General features: G+C 36.7%; 18 protein-coding genes. All 18 read left to right on the top strand.

All coding sequences use genetic code 11. From position 1 onward, the window contains the following. The first annotated feature begins 182 nt into the window (after positions 1-182). The 18 genes from D9842_RS00710 (at position 183) to D9842_RS00795 (ending at position 25,979) form a co-directional block, all read left to right on the top strand. Positions 183-2,759 carry a rhamnogalacturonan lyase gene (locus D9842_RS00710; protein ID WP_121660824.1) on the top strand — a complete coding sequence of 859 codons (2,577 nt, stop codon included), beginning with the start codon at positions 183-185 and terminating at the stop codon, positions 2,757-2,759. 346 nt (positions 2,760-3,105) lie between these two features. After that, positions 3,106-4,668 (top strand): arabinan endo-1,5-alpha-L-arabinosidase AbnB, encoded by a 1,563-nt coding sequence (locus D9842_RS00715; RefSeq protein WP_121660825.1) that lies wholly within the window; start codon positions 3,106-3,108, stop codon positions 4,666-4,668. A 105-nt stretch (positions 4,669-4,773) separates the two neighbouring features. After that, on the top strand, positions 4,774-6,054 hold the full coding sequence (locus tag D9842_RS00720) for a glycoside hydrolase family 27 protein (RefSeq protein ID WP_121660826.1): 1,281 nt from the start codon (positions 4,774-4,776) through the stop codon (positions 6,052-6,054). Positions 6,055-6,117: 63 nt separating this feature from the next. Next, positions 6,118-8,397: a glycoside hydrolase family 127 protein gene (locus D9842_RS00725; protein ID WP_121660827.1), complete on the top strand. Its 2,280-nt coding sequence runs from the start codon at positions 6,118-6,120 to the stop codon at positions 8,395-8,397. 193 nt (positions 8,398-8,590) lie between these two features. Then, the gene (locus D9842_RS00730; protein WP_121660828.1) at positions 8,591-9,730 is read left to right on the top strand and encodes a GntR family transcriptional regulator; all 1,140 of its coding nucleotides are present in this window, start codon (positions 8,591-8,593) and stop codon (positions 9,728-9,730) included. Between the two features lie 46 nt (positions 9,731-9,776). Next, entirely contained in the window at positions 9,777-10,991 is a 1,215-nt protein-coding gene (locus tag D9842_RS00735; RefSeq protein WP_121660829.1) for a sn-glycerol-1-phosphate dehydrogenase, read from the top strand. 404 nt (positions 10,992-11,395) lie between these two features. Then, positions 11,396-12,712 (top strand): ABC transporter substrate-binding protein, encoded by a 1,317-nt coding sequence (locus tag D9842_RS00740; protein WP_121664896.1) that lies wholly within the window; start codon positions 11,396-11,398, stop codon positions 12,710-12,712. Positions 12,713-12,811: 99 nt separating this feature from the next. After that, positions 12,812-13,702, top strand: a complete 891-nt coding sequence (locus tag D9842_RS00745) for a carbohydrate ABC transporter permease (protein WP_121660830.1) — start codon at positions 12,812-12,814, stop codon at positions 13,700-13,702. A 67-nt stretch (positions 13,703-13,769) separates the two neighbouring features. Beyond that, positions 13,770-14,615, top strand: a complete 846-nt coding sequence (locus tag D9842_RS00750; protein WP_232273959.1) for a carbohydrate ABC transporter permease — start codon at positions 13,770-13,772, stop codon at positions 14,613-14,615. A gap of 91 nt (positions 14,616-14,706) precedes the next feature. Continuing rightward, complete coding sequence (arfA, locus tag D9842_RS00755) at positions 14,707-16,203, top strand: arabinosylfuranosidase ArfA (protein ID WP_121660832.1); 1,497 nt, start codon at positions 14,707-14,709, stop codon at positions 16,201-16,203. 29 nt (positions 16,204-16,232) lie between these two features. Then, positions 16,233-17,204 (top strand): glycoside hydrolase family 43 protein, encoded by a 972-nt coding sequence (locus D9842_RS00760; protein ID WP_121660833.1) that lies wholly within the window; start codon positions 16,233-16,235, stop codon positions 17,202-17,204. Positions 17,205-17,385: 181 nt separating this feature from the next. Then, positions 17,386-18,717, top strand: a complete 1,332-nt coding sequence (locus D9842_RS00765) for an arabinan endo-1,5-alpha-L-arabinosidase (protein WP_121660834.1) — start codon at positions 17,386-17,388, stop codon at positions 18,715-18,717. Between the two features lie 265 nt (positions 18,718-18,982). Then, a complete protein-coding gene (gene araB, locus D9842_RS00770; RefSeq protein ID WP_121660835.1) occupies positions 18,983-20,677 on the top strand; it encodes a ribulokinase in 1,695 nt (564 codons plus the stop codon). 80 nt (positions 20,678-20,757) lie between these two features. Then, entirely contained in the window at positions 20,758-21,471 is a 714-nt protein-coding gene (gene araD / locus D9842_RS00775; protein ID WP_121660836.1) for an L-ribulose-5-phosphate 4-epimerase, read from the top strand. A 23-nt stretch (positions 21,472-21,494) separates the two neighbouring features. Further along, positions 21,495-22,979, top strand: coding sequence for an L-arabinose isomerase (gene araA, locus D9842_RS00780; RefSeq protein ID WP_121660837.1), 1,485 nt, complete (start codon positions 21,495-21,497; stop codon positions 22,977-22,979). Between the two features lie 100 nt (positions 22,980-23,079). After that, entirely contained in the window at positions 23,080-24,564 is a 1,485-nt protein-coding gene (locus tag D9842_RS00785) for an alpha-N-arabinofuranosidase (protein WP_121660838.1), read from the top strand. A 22-nt stretch (positions 24,565-24,586) separates the two neighbouring features. Then, positions 24,587-24,841 (top strand): DUF6171 family protein, encoded by a 255-nt coding sequence (locus D9842_RS00790; protein ID WP_121660839.1) that lies wholly within the window; start codon positions 24,587-24,589, stop codon positions 24,839-24,841. A gap of 178 nt (positions 24,842-25,019) precedes the next feature. Then, a complete protein-coding gene (locus D9842_RS00795; RefSeq protein ID WP_121660840.1) occupies positions 25,020-25,979 on the top strand; it encodes an arabinan endo-1,5-alpha-L-arabinosidase AbnA in 960 nt (319 codons plus the stop codon). Positions 25,980-26,084: the final 105 nt, after the last annotated feature.

Consider the following 26,084-nt stretch of genomic DNA (forward strand, 5'->3'; position numbering starts at 1 on the left):
GTAAAGTAGGTTTTGACGAATTGGTTAGTTAATTTCGTGTAACAACTTTCATTAAGAGTTACTCACTGAGCAGAAAATTTTTGTTGTAATGATCTTAACATCCTATCATATTCATCTTAACTATTTCGTAATCATCCTGCCTCAATTACAACACACTTATTCTATTAAAATATCGAAAGGTGATGAAGAAAATGAGGAAACGTTCTATTACGAATAAACTATTAACGCTTTCACTAGCAACACCACTACTTTTAACAGGATTACAAAGTGATGCCTCGGCTGCATCTTCACAGACAAATAAACAGTTTGAGCAGAGTAAAGGCGTTCAACTAGAGTATCTTGATAGAGGACTTGTTGCCGCAACTACATCACAAGGAATCTTTTTAAGCTGGCGCCTGTTAGGGACAGAAGTTGATGGAAGTTCCGATAAGGGGCTAACGGGAGTGGATTTTAATGTTTACCGAGATGGTAAGAAAATTGCAACCGTCGAGGATAGTACGAATTTTGTAGATAAAGGTGGTTCAGCATCTTCTAAATATTATGTAAAGGCTGTTCAGGATGGAAAAGAAATTGATCAAAGCGTAGAAGCAACACCTTGGAGCCAAGGCTATGTTGATTTAAAACTTCAAAAGCCAGCAGACGGGGTTACTCCTAGTGGAGAATCCTATTCATATAAGGCAAATGATATGAGTGTTGGCGATGTTGACGGTGACGGACAATACGAGTTTTTTGTGAAATGGGATCCAACAAACTCAAAGGATGTATCGCAAAAGGGGTATACAGGTAATACCTATATAGATTGTTATACAATGGATGGCACTTTGCTTTATCGCATCGATTTAGGTGTTAACATTCGTTCAGGAGCTCATTACACACAATTCTTAGTATACGATTTTGATGGAGACGGTAAATCTGAATTAATGTTTAAAACAGCTCCAGGTACGAAAGTGATTCAGTATGATAAAAATGGAAAAATAAAATCAGAGAAATTTATTACGGTGCTTAAAGAAGATAAAAAGGCCGGTTACAGCAACTCAGACGATTACAGAATGAGCAGTGAAGACTATTATGATCATGTAGTAGAGATGTTTAAAAATTGGCATAATCATGAAGAAGTTGTAAATGGTAACTGGCCTAAAACGTTGGAGGAGTGCTTTGGAATTGAAAAGCAATATGATTATCCACTTTCTACAGAGGATGCCGAAAGCTTAGCAGATTACTTTATTGACGAATATGCCCCTAGTAGAAGCGGTCGTAATAATTTAAGAGACTTTGAAGGCTTTATAGTGAAAGGCCCTGAATACTTAAGTGTTTTCAATGGTGAAACAGGAGAAGAGATGGAAACCATCCGTTACAAATATGAACGCCATGATGATGGACTTATGTGGGGCGATTATGCAATGTCACGCATCGAGCCAGGAAATCGTGTTGATCGTTTTTTAGCAGGTGTTGCTTATTTGGATGGAGAGAATCCGGCTGCTATTTTCTCACGTGGTTACTATACAAGAGCAACAATGGTTTCCTATACTTGGGATGGAAAGCACCTTAAAGAAGAATGGGATGTTGATAGTGGTTGGACACCAATGACAAATCCATTTAATGATGGGCCACATGGACGTCTTGGCACGAATGAGGAGTTTGGTTCCTTAACAACTCAAGGTGCCCATTCATTAAGCACAGCAGATGTAGACGGTGATGGCAAACAAGAAATTATCTATGGTTCATCTACGATTGATCATGATGGCTCTTTATTATATAGCTCAAGTGATGTCATGCCACCAGAAAGTGCAACTCCCGGGGTTACAGCAGGGTTAGGTCATGGTGATGCATTGCATGTTGGGGATATTGATCCAAACCGAGACGGACTGGAGATCTTTATGGTGCACGAAGGTGGACGATACGCCCCATATGGTTATGCGTTAAGAGATGCTAAAACAGGTGAAGTGATATATGGCGGCTATACTGGTCGAGATACTGGTCGAGGGATGGTTGGCGATGTAGATCCAACTAAAAAAGGTTTGGAAACTTGGGCTGTTGATTTACGGACAGCAAAAGGAGAAAAGATAGAGAGTAACAAGATTCCTGGAACAAATATGAATATCAAATGGGCTGCTGATATGACCACTCAAATTATAAATGGGGCAATTGATCAAACACCTACGATTGATGATTGGCAAAAGGGAACAGTGCTAACAGCTTCTGGTACAAGAACAAACAACCACACAAAAGGAAATCCATCTTTAGTTGCTGATATTTTTGGTGACTGGAGAGAAGAACTTCTAGTTCGAACAGAAGATAGTCAGTCAATTCGAATTTACTTAAGTACAGAGGTGACAGATCGTAAGCTACACACACTTATGCATGATCCACAATATCGGACTGGAATCGCGTGGCAAAACGTTGGTTATAATCAACCATCTTATACCAGCTATTATTTTGCTTCGGACACTAACTGGGAAGATGTTTCAGTACCAGAGATAAATGTGCCAGGTGAACTAAATGAGCTGAACTATACATTGAATCTCTATATTGAAAACGGAGAAATAACTGGATCAGTTAAATCACAATTAAAAAACTCGTTAAAACAAGCTCAGCATCATGCAGAGAAGGGATCTTATAAAAAAGGTATTCAGTTTATCGAGAAGTTTGTCAAACAACTAGATCATAGAAAGAAGAAAGATCAAATCACTGCAAATGCAAAATCAACTTTAACAAATCAAGCAGAACTGATGATCGAAAAATGGCAGGAATTAAAGTAAGGAATCAAAATGGATGCTGATCAAGCGGGAACTGAAGCTTTGCTATGATGGAAGTGGATTCTCTCGTTCTTCCGGCAGAAGTTATACTTAATTAATGAGAAGAAGCTTCAATCTTTACATAAGGATTGAAGTTTCTTTTTTGTTCATCTTGTACATACGAATTAACAAAATTAATTGACATGTACGTATATGTATAATATGATTAAAATAATGTTAAAAACGCTTACATATAAGATTGTTAAGCTAATTTCTATTAAAAAGTTATATTGTTTTGAAAGGTAGAAAGTTAAGCATGTTCATACAAGATGATGTAACTTCATCATAAGAGAGAGAGGAGAAGGGGAGAATGAAAAGGTCAATTTATCAAAGATTTTTAGTGTTATTTTGTGCAGTTGGTCTTGTTATATCAGGAACTGCCATTACCTCAGGTCATAAAGTTCAGGCAAACGAAGTTCCTGTTTTTGAAGAAGTTTCTGTACATGATCCATCTGTTTTAAAGGTAGATGACACTTATTATATATTTGGATCTCATTTAGCTGCGGCAAAAACAAAAGACTTTATGAAATGGGAGCAAATCTCATCTGAAGTGAATCCCGCAAATCCATTATTTGAAAACGTTGTAGAAGAATTGAAAGAAACGTTTGAATGGTCACAATCAGATACATTATGGGCTGCCGATGTTATTCAGCTTGAGGATGGTAAGTTCTACATGTATTACAATGCATGTAAAGGTGATTCGCCACGCTCAGCACTTGGAGTGGCGGTTGCTGATTCAGTAGAAGGACCTTATGAAGACAAGGGCATTATTCTTAAATCAGGTATGTGGGATGAAGAAAGTGAAGATGGAACAATTTACGATGCAACTGTTCATCCAAATGCAGTTGACCCGGATACATTTTTTGATAAGGATGGAAAACTGTGGATGACCTATGGCTCTTATTCAGGAGGAATTTTCATCCTAGAAATGGATCCGAAAACAGGTAAGCCTCTGCCAGATCAAGGATATGGTAAGAAGCTCCTTGGAGGAAATCACAGTAGAATAGAAGCTTCATATATACAATACAACAAAGAAACTGACTATTATTATATGTATTTATCATTTGGTGGCCTTGATGCAATAGGGGGCTACAACATGCGAGTTGTTAGGTCTGAAAACCCTGATGGACCGTACGTGGATGCAGAAGGCAATGACATGATTCATGTGAAAGCGGATCCATCACTCCCATTATTTGATGATGCGTCAATTGAGCCTTACGGTGTGAAATTAATGGGAAACTTTTTATTTGAAAGTAAAGAAGATGAAGGTGGAACTGGATATGTTTCACCAGGTCATAATTCTGTCTACTATAATGAAAAAACAGGTGAGCAATATTTAATTTTTCATACCCGTTTCCCAGAAAGAGGAGAACAACATGAGGTGCGCGTACACAAAATGTATATAAATTCTCAAGGCTGGCCGGTTGTTTCACCATATCGTTATGCAGGGGAAGAGTTAGAAACAGTAAAGAAATCAGAGCTAAACGGTGATTATCTCTTTATTAACCACGGTAAGGATATTAGTTCAGAAATAAAAGAATCGGTTTCCGTTAGTCTAAATAAGGATGGCACGATTACTGGTGGAGCTGAAGGTACATGGGTTTTAGATGGTGATCATGAGGCAGTATTGAAACTAGATGGTAAAACGTATAACGGAGTATTTGTGCGTCAATGGGAGCCAACATCAGAGAGTTACCGCATGACGTTTACTGCACAATCATCGGAGGGGGTTTCTATTTGGGGAAGCCAAGTAGAAAATGATGGTGAGAATGTACCATTTACTGCTATGAATTCATTAAATCTAGTAATGATAGGTGGATTAATTATAGTTTTTGGCGTTGGCCTATTTATCTTTTTAAAAAGAAAAAAATAACCGAAAAAACTGCTGTTTTAAAATATTAGAAAGGTATAACTTCTCATCATCAAGAGGTTATACCTTTTCAACTAATCGCAAATATTTTAGAAAGGATGGATGAAATTGAAGCATCATCAATATGCATTAACACCTCCAATGGGCTGGAATAGTTGGGATTGTTACGGTGCTACAGTAAGAGAAGATGAGGTGAAAGGAAACGCAGATTACATGGCGAAGCATCTGCTTCAATATGGATGGGAGTATGTTGTGGTCGACATTCAATGGTCAGAGCCGGGAGCTGTTTCTTCCGCTTATCGTCCGTTTGTTCCGTTAGAAATGGATGAATATTCAAGGTTAGTTCCCGCAATCAATCGGTTTCCGTCTGCTGAGAATGGAAACGGCTTTAAGCCATTAGCAGATTACATACACAACCTTGGTTTGAAATTTGGTATCCACATTATGAGAGGAATTCCTCGACAAGCTGTTCATCAAAATACAAAAATACTTGGAAGTGATAAAACAGCAAGAGAGATTGCAAAGCCTAACTCTATTTGTCCATGGAATACAGACATGTATGGTGTAGACGAAACAAAAGAAGGTGCGCAAGAATACTATGATTCCCTGTTTAAGCTTTATGCTGAGTGGGAAGTTGATTTTGTTAAGGTAGATGATATTGCCGATTCAAAACTTTACGGAGCACAGACAGAAGAAATAAAAATGATTAGAAAAGCAATCGATCGTTGCGGGCGACCAATGGTGTTAAGTTTATCACCCGGACCTGCTCCATTAGAGCATGCAAGCTTATTAGAAGAAAATGCAAATATGTGGAGAATGACAGATGATTTTTGGGACCTTTGGGAGCTTTTATATAACATGTTCGATCGATGCTATAAATGGAGTAAAAATTGTGGTCAAGGATTTTGGCCTGATGCTGATATGCTACCACTAGGACATATTGGAATTCGTTCTGTTGATGGTGGAGCGAGCGACCGATTTACAAGATTTACAAAAGATGAGCAAATCACAATGATGACGCTATGGTCAATTTTTCGTTCTCCTCTAATGTTTGGTGGAGAATTAAGAGATAACGATGATTGGACACTGTCTCTACTAACAAATGAAGAAGTACTAAACATGCATAGAACAAGTCATAGTGCCCGACAGGTATATCGCAAACATGACAAAGTTGTATGGGCTGCAGAAGGTGATCACGAAATCTATGTCGCACTCTTTAATATATCTGATAGAAAACAAACGGTTTCTATTTCACTTGACGAGCTACACGTTTCCGAGGAAGTTCAGCCAAGAGATTTATGGAATAAAAGGCAGTTAGCCTCTGTTAACAGTGAGATTTGTTATGATTTGGCACCCCATGCATCAATACTTTTAAAAATAGACAAATAGAGTAGTAGTATCACTTAAAGTTGTCGAAAATATCTTCAAAAAAATGATAAGAGGTGACGTTTAATGAGTAATGTTAAACTTTTAGACGGTATTTTTAAAGATTCAGAAAGAATTGGAAAAGAGTTTCTTCTTACTTTAGATGTAGATCGACTTGTTGCGTCTTGTTATGTTGCTGCTTCATTAACTCCGAAAAAACCTCGCTACGGTGGATGGGAAACAATGGGGATTAGCGGTCATTCGATTGGACACTGGCTATCAGCTACCGCAACGATGTATTCAGTTACTAGAGATGAAAAATTAAAAGAAAAATTGGATTACGCTGTAGATGAACTAGCCTATGTTCAATCACAGGATCCCTTTGGATATGTTAGTGGTTTTCCAAGAGATTGCTATGATCGAGTTTTTGCAGGTGGGGATTTTGAAGTATCACACTTTAGTTTAGGAGATTCTTGGGTGCCGTGGTACAGCATTCATAAAATATATGCTGGCCTTATAGATGTGTACAACATTTGTCATCATGAGAAGGCATTAGAAGTTGTAATGAAACTAGCGAATTGGGCCAAAAAGGGAACAGATAACTTAACAGATGAAGAATTTCAAAGAATGTTAATTTGTGAACATGGCGGTATGAATGAAGCAATGGCAGATCTTTACTTAATTACTGGTAACAAGGACTACCTTGACCTTGCCATTAGATTCTGCCATAACGCTATTTTAGATCCCTTATCAAAAGGAATTGATGAACTTGAGGGAAAACATGCAAATACACAAATTCCAAAAGTTATCGGTGCTGCAAAACTATATGAAATCACAGGAGAAACATATTATCGAGATGCTTCGTTATTCTTTTGGGAGCAAGTCACAGAAAATCGCTCATATGTAATAGGCGGAAATTCAAAAAATGAACATTTTGGTATTGAGAACTCTGAGGAGCTTGGGATAACAACAACCGAAACTTGTAACACCTATAATATGATGAAGCTGACTGAGCATTTGTTTAAATGGACAAAGCAATCTAAATATATGGATTATTATGAAAGAGCATTATATAACCATATTCTAGCATCGCAGGATCCAGAGACAGGAATGAAAACATACTTTGTATCAACTCAGCCGGGGCATTTTAAGGTTTATTGCTCCCATGATGATTCTTTCTGGTGTTGTACGGGGACTGGAATGGAAAACCCGGCTAGATATACAAGAAGTATTTATCATCAGGTAGAAAACAAATTATTTGTAAATTTATTTATTGCTTCTGAAATAAATCTAGTAGATAAAAACATTTTAATTAAGCAAGAAACTAAGTTTCCTGAAGCCCCTACATCAAAGCTAACGATTGTAGGTGCAAAAGATGAGTTATTGACTTTTCAGATTCGCGTACCATATTGGATATCTGGTGAACTAACGGCGACTATTAATGGCCAACAAACAATCTCTAGAGCAGATACTGGATATCTAGAAATAAGCGGACGTTGGAATGATGGAGATGTAATTGAACTGCTTATTCCAATGAACCTTCATTCATACAAATCGAAAGATGAAGAAACAAAATTGGCGTTTATGTATGGTCCTATCGTCCTTGCAGGAGCGTTAGGAACAGAAAAATTCCCTGAGAGCGATATTCTAGATGATCATTTAAAGCTTAATAATCATCCATTAATCGATGTTCCAACTCTTGTAACAGGCGAAAAAGATTTAACAAAAGTGATCAAGCCACTCGAAGGTTCCTCGTTATGTTTTGAAACAGAGGCAATTGGGCAACCAGGGAATCTTAAGATGACACTTATCCCTTTTTATGCTCTTCATCATCAAAGGTATACGTTGTACTGGGATGTAATGGACAACGAAAAATATGTTGAGTTTTTAAACAAAGAACAAAGCGAAACGGAGAAACTAGAAAGTATCACAATAGATGCTGTCCAACCGAATGAGCAACAGCCTGAAGTGGATCATGCGATCAAAACAGTAAATTCTCATTCAGGATATTTAAACCTTGTTCATAGAGGCTGGCGAGATAGTCGTGATGAAGGGTATTTTAGCTACGAGTTAGCTGTTGATCCAAAACAGGAGATGTACTTGCATATTACTTACTTTGGCGGAGATCGAGTTTTACATCTAGATGGAAAAGTGTATGAAAGAGATTTTTATATCTTAATAGATGGTACAGAACTTGTACGGCAAACACTTAAAGGTGAAAAGTCTGATAAGCTTTTTGCTGTTGTATATCCTATACCATTTTCATTAACAGAAGGTAAAGAAAAGATTGAAGTGAAGTTTGTTTCAACTGAAGGGAAAATTGCAGGTGGTATATACGGTTTAAGAATGATTAATCATCCGTTATAAGTAGATGAAGAAGGACTGATTTTGACTACTGGTAGTCAAAATCAGTCTTTTTCAAAACCTATTATACAATTTAACCATACAAAAACTGAATAAGTTATTGTTTTATTTCAAATTTGTACGTTTATGTTGTATAATATCTTTAGTTGTACGAATGAGTCTAACAAGAGACATACAAGCTGAAAGTGGTGACATAATGGCACAGCAAACAAAGGTAGGCATGGTCAAGGAAAAAATTAAAGAATGGATTGTTGATGGTAAGGTTTTACCAGGAGAGAAAATTTATTCAGAAAATGAATTGGTGAAAATGTTCGAGGTTAGTAGACATACAGTTCGTCAAGCAGTAGGTGATCTCGTGCATGACGGTTGGTTGTATAGAGAACAAGGAGCAGGAACTTTTTGTTCGACGCAATTAATTCAGGGACATCCACAATCGAGAAGAGATGCAGCCGGTAAAACGATCGGTGTCATCACCACTTATATTTCTGACTATATCTTCCCATCTATTATCAAAGGAATTGAATCATACTTAACAACACGGGGATATTCGTTAACATTCGCTTGTACTGACAATGACCCTGAAAAGGAAAAGCAATGCATTGAAACGATGATTAACCATAATATAGATGGGCTAATTGTGGAACCGACAAGAAGTAGCAGCTACAATCCAAATCTTCATTATTATTTGGAAATGGAACAAAAAAACATCCCATATCTTATGATTAACCAATTCTATCCTCAGTTAAACCCTGTAAGCATTATTTTAGATGATGAAAAGGGTGGTTATATTGCGACTGATCATTTGATTAAACAGGGGCATAAGAAAATCATAGGCTTGTTCAAGAGCGATGATTTACAAGGATTAAATCGGATGCAAGGGTTTATTCGCGCATTTAGAGAAAACAACATCCCCTTTTTTCCAGATATGTTTGTAACATACACAACAGAAGAAAAAGATTTTATCTTTAAATTGATGACTCTTCTTCAAGATTCCTCTACTCGACCGACAGCAATTGTCTGCTACAATGATGAAGTTTCCTTACAGGTATTAAACCTTTTAAGAGATCTTAAAATTAAAGTTCCTGAACAAATGTCTATTGTAGGATATGATGATTCATACTTAGCAGAAGCCTCTGAGACAAAGTTAACATCTGTCACACATCCTAAGACAGATATGGGAATTGAAGCCGCGAAATGGATTGTTGATGCAGTAGAAAAACGTGAAAATGAAGAGTTCAAAAATAAGCAAAAAGTATATGATCCTAAATTAGTGATAAGAAAATCTACTTCTACAGTATCTAAACCAGCAGTTGAAAGAAAACAAGTGATCATATAAAGCGTGGTTTCTATCAAGATGTATTAAACTGTTAGGGGGAATAAAAGTGATTACGTTAAATGAGCTGAAGCACCAATCGAAAGCATGCACATGTGGAAATAACCATTATGATATTTTAATTGATAACATTGTTATTAGTGATCAAGCATTAAAGGAAGTTGTTCCATATTTAGAAAATAAACAATTTCGAAAGGTTGCTATCATTGCAGATGAACATACCGATATTGTAGCAGCAAAAATACTTTCTACTCATCTTAAAGAAGCCAACATTTTATACTCTAAAACGATTCTTCAGCCAAATGCTCAGGGAGACGTTGTTGCTGATGAAGTAGCATTAATTGAAAGTATGTTAGGTATTCCTCAGGATGTTGATGTTGTAATCGCTGTTGGATCCGGCACAATTCATGATATTGTCAGATTTGCTAGCTTTAAAATGGGGAAACCTTTCATTTCTATTCCAACAGCCCCCTCTGTTGATGGCTTTAACTCTATGGGCGCCCCTGTCATTATTAAGGGTGTAAAAATAACGTATCAAATGCAATCGCCTCTTGCTGTTTTTGCTGATCTTTCTATCCTTAAACGTGCACCAAAAGAAATGATTGCAGCTGGTTTTGCTGATATGATTGGAAAGTATACCTCGTTAGCCGACTGGAAGTTTTCCCATCTTGTTGCAGATGAACCATACTGTTCCTTGTCTGCACGACTAACACAAGAAGCACTAGAGGGATGCGCAAATTCTATAGAACAAATCATACAAGCGGAGAAAGATGGAATAAAAATTCTAATGGAATCGCTCATTCAATCAGGTTTAGCCATGCTGTTAGTTGGTCATTCATCACCGGCTTCAGGTGGAGAACATCATCTTTCACATTTCTGGGAAATGGATTTTATAGCGAATGATAAACCGCAGGTTCTTCATGGAGCAAAAGTAGGGGTTTCTACCCAGTTAGTACTAGATTTATACAAGAATCAGATGTTAGAACTTGTTTCCTCGGACGATAGGCTGCAAGAATTATCAACGAATAAAGCAGTCGCAGTACTTAAACAGCAAGATGAGTTAGTTCAAATATTAAAGGCGTTACCACATTCTAGTGATATCGCGGCTATGCTTAAATCATTGCAAGGGGCAGTTACTCCTTCGGATCTTGGTATATCATCGGAACTTGTTTCAGACAGTTTAAGGAAAGCACATAAATTAAGGGATCGTTACACGATGTTAAAGTTTTGGAATGAGCATGTAGGTTTACACGAATATGTGTAAACGACAAAGAATATGTAAAAAAGACCAAAATCTATGAATTTATGGATTTTGGTCTTTTTTTCTGAATTTTTAATCACCACAAGTTCATAAATGGTATATTAGAGAAAAAGGCAGAAAAACGTAGAAAAACGTCGTATCATTGCCGGAAAATCACACACGTACGTACATATAAATCGCTTTGTGCAAATATGTGCAAAAAAACTGTTAAAAAAGTTGTTGACATGTACGAACAGGTGTAATAATATAAGATTAAAGAAGCGCTTACATAACAAAAAGAAAAGCTTGCAAAATATTGATCGTACTCCTTTGTTAAGTAAGTCTCCTTTTCTATCAAATAGCATCTGGGGGGAATAAAAGTGTTCAAGAAATCCAAAAAGAGATTAAGTAGATTCTTATTAGTCAGTATGTTAATTGTTGTTGTAGGAGGAGTCTTAGGTGCTTGTAGCAGCAGTAGTTCAGGCGGCGGAGCAGAAGATGGGAAAAGCTTAACATTTATGTTTAGTGGTCAACCACAAGAACAAACAGCTTATAAAGCAGTTGTGAAAAAATTCGAAGAAGCAAATCCTGGAGTAAAGGTTAAAGTTGTTGTAACAGCACCGGACCAATATGATACTAAATTACAGGCAGCAATTGCTGGTAACAGTCTTCCGGATGTTTTCTTCTATAATCCTGGTAACTTAAAAGCATATGTTAACTCAGGCGTTTTAAAAGATATTACTGATTTAGTTGAAAATGCTGAAGGTGTAGATTTAACTAAAATTTGGGAATCTGGTATAAACAAATACCGTTATGATGGAGTTAATATGGGACAAGGTGCTCTATACGGGGTTCCAAAAGATTTAGGGCCATTCGCGTTTGGATACAACAAAACAATGTTTGAAGAAGCAGGTATTCCACTTCCTGATCCAGACAAACCATACACTATGGAAGAATTTGTAGAAGTTACAAAGCAATTAACAAAAGATACAGATGGTGATGGGAAGCTTGATCAATGGGGTACAGGACTTAATGTAAACTGGTCATTACAACCATTTGTATGGAGTAATGGAGCAGATTGGTTAGACGAAACAAATACAAAAGTAACAGTTGATGATCCTAAATTTATTGAAGCATTACAATATTTTGCAGATTTACAAAACGTTCATGGTGTAACACCATCTATTGCTGAAGCTCAAACACTTGATACGTACCAAAGATGGATGCAAGGACAAATCGGTTTCTTCCCAGTTGGTCCTTGGGATATGCCAGCATACAATGATTTAAAATTCGAATATGATTTAGCGCCATGGCCGGTTGGTGAAACTGGTGAAACAAAAGCATGGATCGGTTCTTTAGGAATTGGTGTTTCTGAAAAAACGAAGAATCCAGAGCTAGCTGCAGAGCTTGCATTATATTTATCAGCTGATGAAGAAGGTCAACAGGCTCTAGTGGATCAGCAGGTACAATTACCTAACAACACTGATGTAGCTGAAGCATGGGCTGCTGATACATCAATTAAACCAGCTAATAAAGAAGAATTCTTACAGATTATAGGTGAGCATGGACGTGATCTTCCAACGAACTTCACTTACACAGGTGAATGGTATGATGAGTTCTTCAAAAATATCCAACCTGTAATTGATGGTGACAAAACAGCTGAAGAATACGTAAAAGAAGCGCAACCTAAAATGCAAAAATTATTAGATAAAGCAATTGAGCAGGAGAAACAATCTCAGAAATAATAAAAATAAATAAGGTGCTAGATTTAGCTAGCACCTTATTTTAAAGTATTAAGCTACTTTATTCGTGTCAGTACCCTTTAAGAGAAATGGGGAGGAAAGATGAAAACTACGTCTAAGCTTTATCGGGAAGAGCGAAGAAATGCCTATCTATTTATTGCGGCACCAGTTATAGGGTTTTTAGTTTTTATTCTAGTACCTGCGTTATATTCCATTTATGGTTCATTCACAAACTGGAATGGATTAGGTCAAATGAATTTTATTGGACTTCAGAATTATATTGATTTAATTAGTGATGAGTCCTTCCATAAATCGATGTACAACACATTATTTCTAATGTTAGGTATTCCAATTGGTATTATTTTAGCTTTATTACTAGCACTAGGATTAAATAGAGCAATATTTGGGACGCAATTTTTTAGAGTTGTCTATTATATCCCTGTAATCTCATCCATTGCAGCCGTAGCAATTTTATGGCAATGGGCTTATAACGGTGATTATGGATTGGTAAACCAATTTTTAGAAAAATTAGGAATTGATGGTCCTAGCTGGTTAATGGATAAAGATACTGTAAAGCCAGCCCTGATTATTATGACTATTTGGAAAGGCCTCGGTTATAGCATGTTATTATATCTTGCTGCTTTACAAAGTGTGCCAAAAACATATTACGAAGCAGCTACACTTGATGGAGCTAATGCTTTTCAAGTATTTAAGAACATAACTCTTCCAATGGTGAAACCAGTTACGTTTTTCATTGTTGTAACAAACATTATTGCAGGAGCGCAAATTTTCGTAGAAATCCAAGTTATGACACCGACTGGTGGACCAGAATTTTCATCAGCAACAGTAGTATTTTATATTTGGCAAAAAGCATTTGGTAACTTTGAAATGGGATATGGCTCTGCAATGGCAGTTGTACTCGGCTTGTTTATTTTTATCGTTACTTTTATTCAATTTAAATTAAATGAAAAGTCTTCATTTGAACTTGACTAATATAAGAAAGAAGGGAGTGTAAAGGATGGAAGTTGGAGTAAATGCAAAAGTAGAAACTAAAACAAAGATGAGATCAGTAAAATCTAGTACAAGAATCACCAATATTATCATTTTCATTTTTCTCTCATTAGGGGCTATTGTTATGGTAGCACCACTTATATGGATGTTATCAACATCTTTTAAGGATATTCAAGAAGTATACGCTCTACCACCGGTTTGGATTCCTGAAACATTTGATCCAATAAAATATATTGAAATTTGGCAAAAAGGCCCATTATTTAGTGGGATTATAAATAGCTTAACTGTTGCGTTATCAGTCACAATAATAGGAACGTTTACATCAAGCTTAGCAGCATTTGCATTTGGGAAGTTAAATTTCCCGTATAAAAATCAGATTTTCTTATTACTGTTAACAGCAATGATGATTCCCTATCCAGTTGTCATGATTCCACAGTTTATGTTCTTCTCTAATATTGGCTGGGTTGATACATTGCTTCCACTTATTGTTCCGGCGATATTTGGTAACATTATTATGATTTTCTTTTTAAGGCAGTTCTTAACAAGCATTCCGAATTCTATTATAGAAGCAGCTAAGATTGACGGATGCTCTTATTTTAAAATCTTTTATAAGATTATCTTTCCATTAATTAGACCTGCAGTAGCAGCTCAGTTAATTCTATGGTTTATGACAATCTGGAATGATTATCTAGGACCGATTCTATATTTAAATTCACCAGAGAAACAAACATTACAACTTGTAATCGCTAACTTCAACTCAACTTTTGCTATCCAAAGTGATTACCCATTAATCATGGCAGCATCTGTTGTGTCACTATTACCAATGCTAATCGTGTTTATTATCTTCCAGAAACAAATTATTGAGTCTGTTGCTATTTCAGGTGTAAAAGGATAAAGAATCATACAACATTAAAACATCATGTAAGGTGGCTCATTTACTATAATTGTAGCCACTTTTCCTTTACTTAAAAAAAGGAGGAAAAAAGATGAAGCGTGTTAGTTATTTTGCAGATAAAAATTATAAAATCGGTGAAGTTGACCCTAAGTTATTCGGTTCTTTCATTGAACATCTAGGTCGTGCAGTTTACACAGGGATTTATGAGCCAGAACATCCTCTTGCAGATGAAGATGGATTTAGAAAAGATGTAATGGATCTTGTAAAGGAACTTAATGTACCGATTGTCCGTTATCCAGGCGGAAACTTCTTATCTGGTTATGACTGGACAGATGGTATCGGTCCTAAAGAAAATAGACCAACAAGGCTTGATCTTGCATGGAGAACAACAGAAACAAATGAAGTTGGAATCGATGAGTTTATGAAATGGGCGAACAAGTCCAATATTGAAGCAATGTTAGCGGTTAATTTGGGAACAGGTACACCAAAAGAAGCTGGTAACCTTGTTGAGTATACCAATCACCCAGGAAATACATATTGGAGTGATCTTCGTATTCAGAATGGTCAAAAAGATCCTTATAACGTAAAAGTCTGGTGTTTAGGAAATGAAATGGACGGACCTTGGCAAATTGGTCAATTAAATGCTGAAGACTATGGGAAAAAGGCAAGAGAAGCAGCGAAGATCATGAAATGGGTTGATCCTACAATAAAACTAGTTGCATGTGGTAGCTCGACTGCAGAAATGCCAACATTCCCTGAATGGGACCGTGTTGTTTTAGAGCATTTATACGAACATGTTGATTATATTTCTTGCCATCGTTATTACGAAAATCTTGGTAATATTAATGATTTCCTAGGTTCTTTTGCAGATATGGATCACTTTATTAAAACAATTGCTAGCACAGCAGACTATGTACAAGCAAAAAATCGAAGTAAAAAGAAAATGTACATTTCTTTTGATGAATGGAATGTATGGTATCAAAAGAAGGTGGAATTAAAAGATTGGGAGATAGCCCCACCTATTTTAGAAGACAATTATTCATTGTTAGATTCACTAGTTTTTGGTGGACTATTATGTACCCTATTACAGCATGTTGACAGAGTCAAAATGGCGTCCCTTGCTCAATTGGTGAATGTTATCGCACCAATTTTCACTCAAAAAGGTGGCCCTGCCATTAAGCAAGCAATCTTCTATCCTTTCTATCAAGTATCCAATTTCGGAAGAGGGGTAGTGTTGAATTCCCTAGTAGAATCACCAAAGATTGAAACGAATAAGCACGGTGAAATTCCGTTAGTGCAATCATCAACAACTTATAATTCAGTTGACAATACGTTAAGTATCTTCGCGCTAAACTGCTCTGAGGATGATGACTTTGTCCTTGATGCACAATTCCGATCCTTTGGTCAGGTGAAAGTCATCGAACATTTGGTCATGGATGGAACGAATCTTGATGCGACTAATACTTTTGAAACTCCTGATAATGTGAAACCTAGTCAAATTGATTCTACGAGCAAAACGGGCGATCACTTAGAAATTAAGCTGCCAAAAATGTCGTGGAACATGATCAGATTACAATGTGAATCCTAAGATTTTACTAACTATAAGGAGAGATTACTATGTCAGAATGCACAATTAAAAATCCACTTATTGAGCAACGTGCGGATCCTTGGGTTTATAAACATACAGATGGTTACTATTATTTCACTGCCTCTGTTCCTGAGTATGACAGAATTGAGCTGCGTCGATCGCAAACAATTGAAGGATTAACAAATGCAGATGCAAAGGTTGTATGGGTAAAACATGAGAGCGGTTTAATGAGCGCAAATATATGGGCACCGGAAATTCACTATATCGATGAAAAGTGGTACATCTATTATGCGGCTGCGAGAACCTCTGAAACGAATGATGGTTTATTTGACCACCGTATGTTTGTTCTTGAAAATTCATCGGCTAATCCATTAGAAGGTGAATTTATTGAAAAAGGTCAAATAAAAACGAAATGGGAATCCTTTGCATTAGATGCGACTTCTTTTGAACATAAAGGTATTAGATATTTAGTGTGGGCACAAAAGGATCCAGAGATTTTTGGAAACTCAAACATGTACATTTCTGAAATGGAAAATCCATGGACACTTAAAGGTGAACAAGTCTGTATTACAACACCTGAATATGATTGGGAAAAAATAGGCTTCTTAGTAAATGAGGGAGCTGCAGTATTAAAGCGCAATGGCAGAATATTTATTACTTTCTCAGCAAGTGCAACAGATTTTAATTATTGTATGGGAATATTAACAGCCGATGAAAATAGTGATCTATTAGATCCTGCTTCTTGGCACAAAACGCCTGAACCTGTTTTTGTTACATCAGAAGAAACAGGACAATATGGACCAGGTCATAATAGTTTCACAGTATCTGAGGACGGAACACAAGATATTCTCGTTTATCACGCAAGAAATTATAAAGAAATTGAAGGTGACCCACTGTATGATCCGAACAGACATACACGAGTTCAGCCAATTTCCTGGAATGAAGATGGAACACCCCACTTTGGTGTACCAGTTCCTGATGCTAAAAAAGTAAATAATTAAGAAATAGGAAAGGCTGAAGTATATTCAGCCTTTCTGTATGTAGATGAAGAAGATAGTAGGTTAAGTAATTAGATTATCACTTTATTTTGATGGAATTTTTATCGACGAACTAGAAAAAACACTAGGAAAGAATAATCCTTTGGAAAGGTATAAATCAAGAGTGAAAAAGTGAGGGATAAATATGTTGTTTCCACAAGAACCAGTAAAATATGACTTGTACGATCAATTAATTACAGATCAAGAAGAATTATGGACAATCCATAATGTCCATGATCCTGCATTATATAAAGATGGAGATACTTATTATGTTTTTTCAACAGATGCAAAAGTAGGAGGCGTGCCTAAAGGAGGCATACAAGTTCGGAAATCTAAGGACCTAGTCAACTGGGAATGGGTCGGTCATGCATTTGATACTATTCCTAAAGATGCCTACGATTGGACTGGTGCAAAGGGATTATGGGCGCCTGACGTAACAAAATATGGAGATACCTATTATTTGTATTATGCTGCTTCGCAATTTGGAAAAAACCAATCATTTATAGGTGTTGCAACAAGTAAATCAATTGAAGGTCCGTGGGAAGATCAAGGTGAGGTTATTAAAACAAAACAAGGCGAAAGTGAGCCAAATGCAATTGATCCGAATATCACGTTTGATGATGAAGGAAATCCATGGATGGTATACGGGTCCTTTTTTGGTGGGATTTATGTTGCTCGTATAGATGAGAATACTGGAAAATTAAAGGAGAAGGGCAATGGAACCTTAATTTCTAAGAGACATCTTTCAGTTGAGGGAGCTGTTGAAGGGCCTTATATTGTCTACCATCCTACTTTTAAAAAATATTACTTATTTGTATCATATGATTCGTTATTTAAAGATTACCATATACGTGTTGCAAGAGCAGATAAAATCGAAGGACCTTATTTAGATAGTAATGGAAACGAAATGACCAATATTGATTTGCCTCCAAATGAAGTTGGGATGAAAGTGCTGGGAGGATATAAATTTGGTAAAGAAGAAGGTTGGATTGGGCCTGGACATAATTCGGTATTAAAAGATGGTGAAGACTATTATGTTTGTCACCATGCAAGAGGTGAGAGGACCGGAAAACATCACGCACTTCATATTAGAAGAATTCTTTGGACGGATGATGGATGGCCATTAATATCTCCAGAAAGATATGCAGGTGAAAAGGAGCAACCAGTTAATTCAACATTTATGGTTGGAAATTGGGAGATTATTCACATGGATAACAAATACCATGAGCAAATACAATCGGAATCACTTCATCTGTTATTTGACGGCAGGTTTGAGGGCTCGAAGGATGGATATTGGTCACATAAAGGGGAAAATCATTTTGAGTTTTTCTTGAATTCTAACAATGGAACTTACCAAGTGTTAGTATTGGCAGCTTGGGATTGGACTTTATGGAGACCGACTATGGTATTTGCAGGGAAAAATTCTAATGGGGATGTAATTGTAGGGAAAAAAGTAGAAAAATCACCAAACTTGTAAGGATGAATTTTTGCTGATTTATAAATTTTTAATACAAAAATACAACAATTTCTTAGAAAATAATGAAATTTGTATTGAAAAATATGAAATAAGTGCTAAAATTTAATTAAGGTTATACGTATAAGTTAAAATTTTTAGTATTATTAACTAAGTTGTATAAGAGATTGTAATGATTATCTCAAATTTGTACGTATGATAATAATAAATTATTAATAAATTGATAGTTTAATAAAAAATGTAGCTGGAAGAGTCGGGGGGATTTTAAATGACTAAATATTCAATTGGTGTTGATTACGGCACTCAATCTGGTAGAGCCGTTCTTGTGGAGATCGGAACAGGAAAAGAAATAGCAACCTCGGTAAAGCCTTATACTCATGGTGTAATGGATGAATACTTACCAGATGGAGTTACCAAATTAGAAAATGACTGGGCTTTGCAACATCCTACAGATTATATAGAAGTTTTGGAAACAACAGTTCCTGATGTCCTAAAACAAGCTAACGTTTCAGCGGACGATGTTATTGGAATTGGAATTGATTTTACAGCTTGTACGGTATTACCTATTAACACAAACGGAACACCACTATGTTTAACAGAACAACATATGAACCATCCTCATAGCTATGTGAAGTTATGGAAACACCATGCGGCACAAGATGAAGCAAACTCTTTAAATGAAATTGCAGAAACAAGAGGAGAAGCATTTTTACAAAGGTATGGTGGGAAAATTTCATCAGAATGGCTCGTTCCTAAATTATGGCAGATCCTTAATGAGGCACCAGAGATTTTCGATGCTACAGATCAGTTTGTGGAAGCAACAGACTGGGTTACCTATCAGCTTACAGGTGACTTGAAAAGAAACAGTTGTACAGCTGGATATAAAGCGATATGGCATAAGCAAGAAGGATATCCATCAAAAGAGTTTTTTAAAGCATTAGATCCTCGCTTGGAAAATGTTGTTGAAGAAAAGTTATCTACTAATATTTATCCAATAGGCTCTAAAGCGGGAGAGTTAACAGAGAAAGCTGCTAAAATGATTGGATTGAATCCAGGAACCGCAGTTGCTATAGCAAATGTTGATGCACATGTTGCTGTACCGGCAGTTGGAATTACTGAGCCAGGTAAGCTTCTGATGATTATGGGAACATCTACATGTCACATCTTACTGGGAGAAAAAGAAGAAGTAGTACCAGGTATGTGTGGTGTTGTTGAAGATGGAGTAATTCCAGGATTTATGGGATATGAAGCAGGTCAATCATGTGTAGGAGATCATTTTGAATGGTTTACTGAAAACTGTGTACCTGCTAGCTACTATGAAGAAGCACAACAAAAAGGAATGAACATCCACCAATTGTTAACAGAAAAAGCAGCTCAATTGGAGGTTGGTGAAAGCGGTTTAATTTCACTTGACTGGTGGAATGGAAATCGATCTACACTTGTAGATGCTGATTTAACAGGTGTTTTATTAGGAGCTACATTACTAACGAAGCCTGAGGAAATTTATCGAGCTCTAATTGAAGCAACAGCATATGGCACACGAACAATTGTTGAGGCATTTAGAAATAGTGGAGTGCCGATTCATGAAGTATATGCATGTGGTGGTATTGCTGAGAAAAATGGATTAATGATGCAAATCTATTCAGATGTATTAAAAATGGATATCAAAATATCTGCTTCATCTCAAACCCCAGCTCTTGGTTCTGCAATGTTTGGAGCAGTTGCAGCTGGTAAGGAACGTGGCGGATACGATGATATTAAAGATGCAGCCAAAGAAATGGCTAGATTAAAAGATTATGTTTATCAACCTAATCATGAGAATTCACAAGTTTACGACCAACTATTCTCTGAATATGCAAGATTATATGATTATTTCGGTCGTGGTGAAAATAACGTGATGAAAAACTTAAAGAAGATCAAACATGCTCAGTCTAACAAAGCAAAAGAGAAGATTACACAATAAATCGAAATATCTATCACTCTATTCTGAAGTGGGGCATCCATCTTTAGCCCCCACTTTTCAAAAGAAAGGGGAGACAACTGATGCTTGAACAATTAAAAGAACAAGTTTTAGAGGCAAACCTTCAGTTACCAAAATATAAAATGGTTACTTTTACATGGGGAAACGTAAGTGGAATTGATCGAGAAAAAGGACTTGTAGTCATTAAACCTAGTGGAGTTCCTTATGAAGAGCTAAAGGCTGAAGATTTAGTTGTAGTCAATTTGAATGGTGAAATAGTAGAGGGAGACATGCGCCCATCATCTGATACTGCAACACATTTAGCACTTTATAAAGCATTTCCTTCGATTGGTGGAGTTGTACATACACATTCACCATGGGCAACTAGCTGGGCCCAAGCAAGCCGTCCCATTCCTGCATTAGGAACAACTCATGCTGATTATTATTATGGAGAAATTCCTTGTACAAGAGCTTTAACAGAAGATGAGATTACTAGAGGCTATGAACTAGAAACAGGAAATGTCATTATAGAAACATTTCAATCTAAAGATATTGATCCAATAGCGATGCCAGGTGTACTCGTTTCAGGTCATGCACCGTTCGTTTGGGGAAAGAATGCTAGTCAAGCAGTTCATAATGCAGTTGTTTTAGAAGAGGTAGCCAAGATGGCATTACACACGTATCAATTAAATCCAATTGCTGGTCCAATCGATCAATTTTTGTTAGATAAACATTATCTTCGTAAGCATGGAGCAAATGCTTATTATGGTCAGAAAAACAAAGAAGTGAAACAGTAACTATCGATTAGGGGGAAACCATTATGCTAACAGTGAAACCATACGAGTTTTGGTTTGTAACGGGTAGTCAAGATTTATACGGAGAAGAAACAGTAAGAGAAGTTGAAGCTAACTCAAAAGTGATTACAGAAGGTCTTGACCAAGATTCTACATTAACATATAAGTTAGTATTTAAATCAGTTTTAAAGGATGCAGATTCCATTCGTAAATTATGTTTAGAAGCAAATGCTGATGAAAACTGTGCAGGTATTATTACATGGATGCATACATTCTCTCCAGCAAAAATGTGGATTGCCGGACTTTCAAGCTTACAAAAACCAATGCTTCATCTTCACACACAATTTAACCGTGATATTCCATGGGATAGCATTGATATGGATTTTATGAACACAAATCAATCTGCACATGGTGATCGTGAATTTGGATTTATGGCAACAAGACTAAATGTAAAAAGAAAAGTAGTTGTTGGTCATTGGGAAAATAACGAAGTTCGAAGCAAAATTGGTAGTTGGATGAATACGTCTGTTGCTTTTATGGAAGGTCAGCATTTGAAAATTGCGCGCTTTGGAGATAACATGCGCAGAGTTGCTGTAACTGAGGGAGATAAAGTAGAGGCACAAATTAAACTAGGCTGGACCATTAACGGATACGGCGTCGGTGATTTAGTTCAACGAATGAATGATATTTCTGAACAAGAAATTGATCAATTAATGGAAGAGTATGAAAGAGAATACGATATTGTAGCTGAAGGCCAAGAAGCAGGTCCAGTACGAGATTCTATTCGCTATCAGGCAAGAATTGAACTAGGAATGAAATCGTTCTTAGAAGAAGGTGGTTATTCGGCGTTTACAACAACGTTTGAAGATCTTCATGGTATGAAACAACTTCCTGGTCTAGCTGTACAACGATTAATGGCACAAGGATATGGCTTTGCTGGTGAAGGAGACTGGAAAACAGCTGGTTTACTCCGCATCTTAAAGATCATGGCAAATAACGAAGATACTTCATTTATGGAAGATTATACGTATCACTTTGAACCTGGAAATGAATTAGTGTTAGGTTCACACATGCTGGAGATTTGTCCTACTATTTCAGCAACTAAGCCAAAGATTGCTGTTTATCCTTTAGGAATTGGCGGAAAAGAAGATCCTGCACGATTCATCTTTGATGGAAAGAGCGGTGCTGCTTTAAATGCATCAATTATCGATTTAGGACATCGCTTCCGTCTTGTTGTAAACGAAGTCGATGCTGTGCAACCAGAAAAGGATTTACCAAACCTTCCTGTTGCAAGAGTCCTTTGGACGCCTCAGCCTTCATTAAGTGAAGGAACAGAAAACTGGATCATTGCTGGTGGAGCACACCATACAGTCTTTTCTTATAAAGTAACAACAGACCAGCTTAGAGATTGGGCAGAGCTAGTCGGAGTTGAATGTGTTCTTATTAATAATGATACAAATAAGCATAGCTTCAAAAATGAGTTACGTTGGAATGACGTTGTATATAAGTAATAGGTATTGATTTTAAAGACGAGGAAAACAAAAATGAAATGTCATGTTTCTAGTTTCCTCGTCTTTCTACTATCACTAAAAAGCATGGGAGGAATAGAGAATGACAAATTCAATTGTTATTAATGCAGATGTTAGTAAAGGGAAAATTAACCGTAATATTTATGGACATTTTGCCGAGCATTTAGGCCGTTGTATTTATGAAGGTATTTGGGTTGGAGAAGATTCACCAATTCCAAACACGAACGGAATTCGAAACGATGTGCTTGAAGCATTAAAACAAATTAACATTCCTGTGCTTCGTTGGCCAGGAGGCTGTTTTGCTGATGAATATCATTGGAAAGATGGAGTCGGACCAAGGAGTGAAAGAAAAAGAATGGTAAACACCCACTGGGGTGGTGTGGTTGAAAACAATCACTTTGGAACTCATGAATTTATGATGCTATGTGATTTACTAGGTTGTGAGCCTTATATTTGCGGAAATGTTGGCAGCGGTACTGTTCAAGAAATGTCTGAATGGGTTGAATATATGACATTTGACGGTGAGTCTCCAATGGCCAACTGGCGCCAAGAGAATGGTAGAGAAAAACCTTGGGAGCTTACATACTTTGGTGTAGGTAACGAAAACTGGGGTTGTGGCGGAAATATGCGTCCTGAATATTATGCAGATCTATACCGTCGTTACCAAACATATGTAAGGAATTATGGAAATAATAAAATCTATAAAATTGCCGGTGGAGCAAACGTAGATGACTATAATTGGACAGAAGTGTTAATGCGTGAAGCTGGGCGCTTAATGGATGGACTAAGTCTTCACTACTATACAATTCCTGGTGAATTCTGGACAGGTAAAGGATCTGCAACAGGTTTTCCAGAGGATGAGTGGTTCATCACGATGCAAAAAGCACTGCATATGGATGAGTTAATTACAAAGCATAGCACGATCATGGATAAATACGACCCTGAAAAACGTGTTGGGATGATTATAGATGAATGGGGTACATGGTTTGATGTAGAGGAAGGAACAAATCCAGGGTTTCTTTATCAGCAAAACACTATTCGTGATGCATTAGTTGCTGCGGTCCACTTCCATATTTTCCATAAGCATAGTGATCGTGTTCAAATGACAAATATTGCCCAAACAGTAAATGTTCTTCAAGCGATGGTACTAACAGAAGGAGAAAAAATGATTCTTACTCCTACTTATCATGTATTTGATATGTATAAGGTACACCAAGATGCAACAGTACTCTCAGTTGACGCTGCTGTTGGAAAATACAAATACAATGGTCAAGAAGTTGATCAAGTATCTGTTTCAGCATCTCAAGATAAAAATGGCAAAGTAAACATCAGTTTATACAATATTGATCATAAAGAATCTGCATCATTATCTCTTCAGCTTCGTGGATTGAAAGAAGAGGTTAGTAGTATCACTGGTACGATTTTAACAGCTGACACGATTGATGCACACAATACGTTCGAGCAGCCAGAAGTAGTAGCTCCAGCTGAATTTACACAATTCACTGTAAGCAATGGTCAACTTGATGTAACATTACCTCCGATGTCTGTTGTCTTGTTAACGATTTAATATAGAAGGGAAGTAATTGATTATGGCAACCAACGTATGTAAAGGCTGTTCTGGAAATGTCATTATCAAAAAAGAAGAAGTAGATAGAATCCTTTCTAAACAATTACCAGACAACTTAATTGTTTCTGATGAGATCTACCAAAAGCGTCTAGAAGCTTGTTATGATTGCCCTTCGTTTCTTTATGGAACAACTTGTTTATATAGTGGATGTTTAGTGGAGTACAGAGCCAAGTTTACAAGTAAAAATTGTCCAAATCCTGCAGGGGCTAAGTGGTAGGTCTTCAATTCTGAATTTTATACATCTTGTTAATGCATAAGATATACATCTGTTACCCTATTTTCTGGGCAAAGATGTATATCTTTTTTACTTTAGTTTGAAAGCGTTTTAAGGAGGTGATGGGTGTCATTACTCGTGTTAACAATAGCTTGAATAAATGTGAGGAGGAGATGATTTAATGAAGCAAATAAAAAAACTACTCATTCTTTCGGTTATCTTGTGTGTGCTAAATATACAAGTAACAGCAAGTGCCGCATTTTGGAATGTAACAGGGGAAAAAATGATTCACGACCCTTCTATTATTAAAGAAGGTAATTCATGGTATGTATTTGGAACTGGTGAAGCAGAAAAAAATGGAATTCGTGTATTACGTTCTGATAATGGTGTTAACTGGTACACTACACCTGTTATTTTTCCTACAGCACCCTCATGGTGGAAAACATATGTACCGAACCATGAATCAAATCAATGGGCACCTGATATTCAATATTACAATGGAAGATATTGGCTCTATTATTCAGTTTCTAGTTTTGGATCGAATAATTCATTAATTGGCCTTTTATCAACGGAAAGTATAGCTTCTGGACAATGGCGAGACGATGGATTAGTTGTTCGCTCAACAAGTTCAAGTAACTTTAATGCTATTGACGGGGATCTTGTTATTGATAAAGACGGTAATCCTTGGCTATCTTACGGATCTTTTTGGAGTGGGATTAAGCTTACACGCTTAGATAAAAATACAATGAAACCTACTGGTACTGTCTATTCAATTGCAACGCGACCAAACTCCCCGAATAATGCAATCGAAGCACCTAGCATTAGTTATAAAGATGGGTATTATTATTTGTTTGTTTCATTTGACAGATGTTGTCAAGGAGTGGATAGCACGTACAAAATTGCCTACGGAAGATCTAAAAATATTACTGGACCATATCTTGATAAAAATGGAGTAAGTATGATGAATGGTGGAGGTACAATTTTAGATGCCGGAAATAGTAGATGGAAAGGTCCAGGCCATCAGGACATTTATAACAACAATGTCATTGTCAGACATTCTTATGATGCTGAAAATAACGGGATGCCAACCCTATTAATCAATGATTTGTATTGGGATTCTCAAGGATGGCCTTCTTACTAATTTTTAAGGGGTGGTGATTTTTCACCACCCTTTTTTGTAGGACAAGTGTAGTCCGGGTTTCTTCATTAAAATAAGATCTTTAATTAGGGCACATTTCTAGTCATA

The organism is Metabacillus litoralis, from assembly GCF_003667825.1.
Lineage (GTDB): Bacteria > Bacillota > Bacilli > Bacillales > Bacillaceae > Metabacillus > Metabacillus litoralis_B.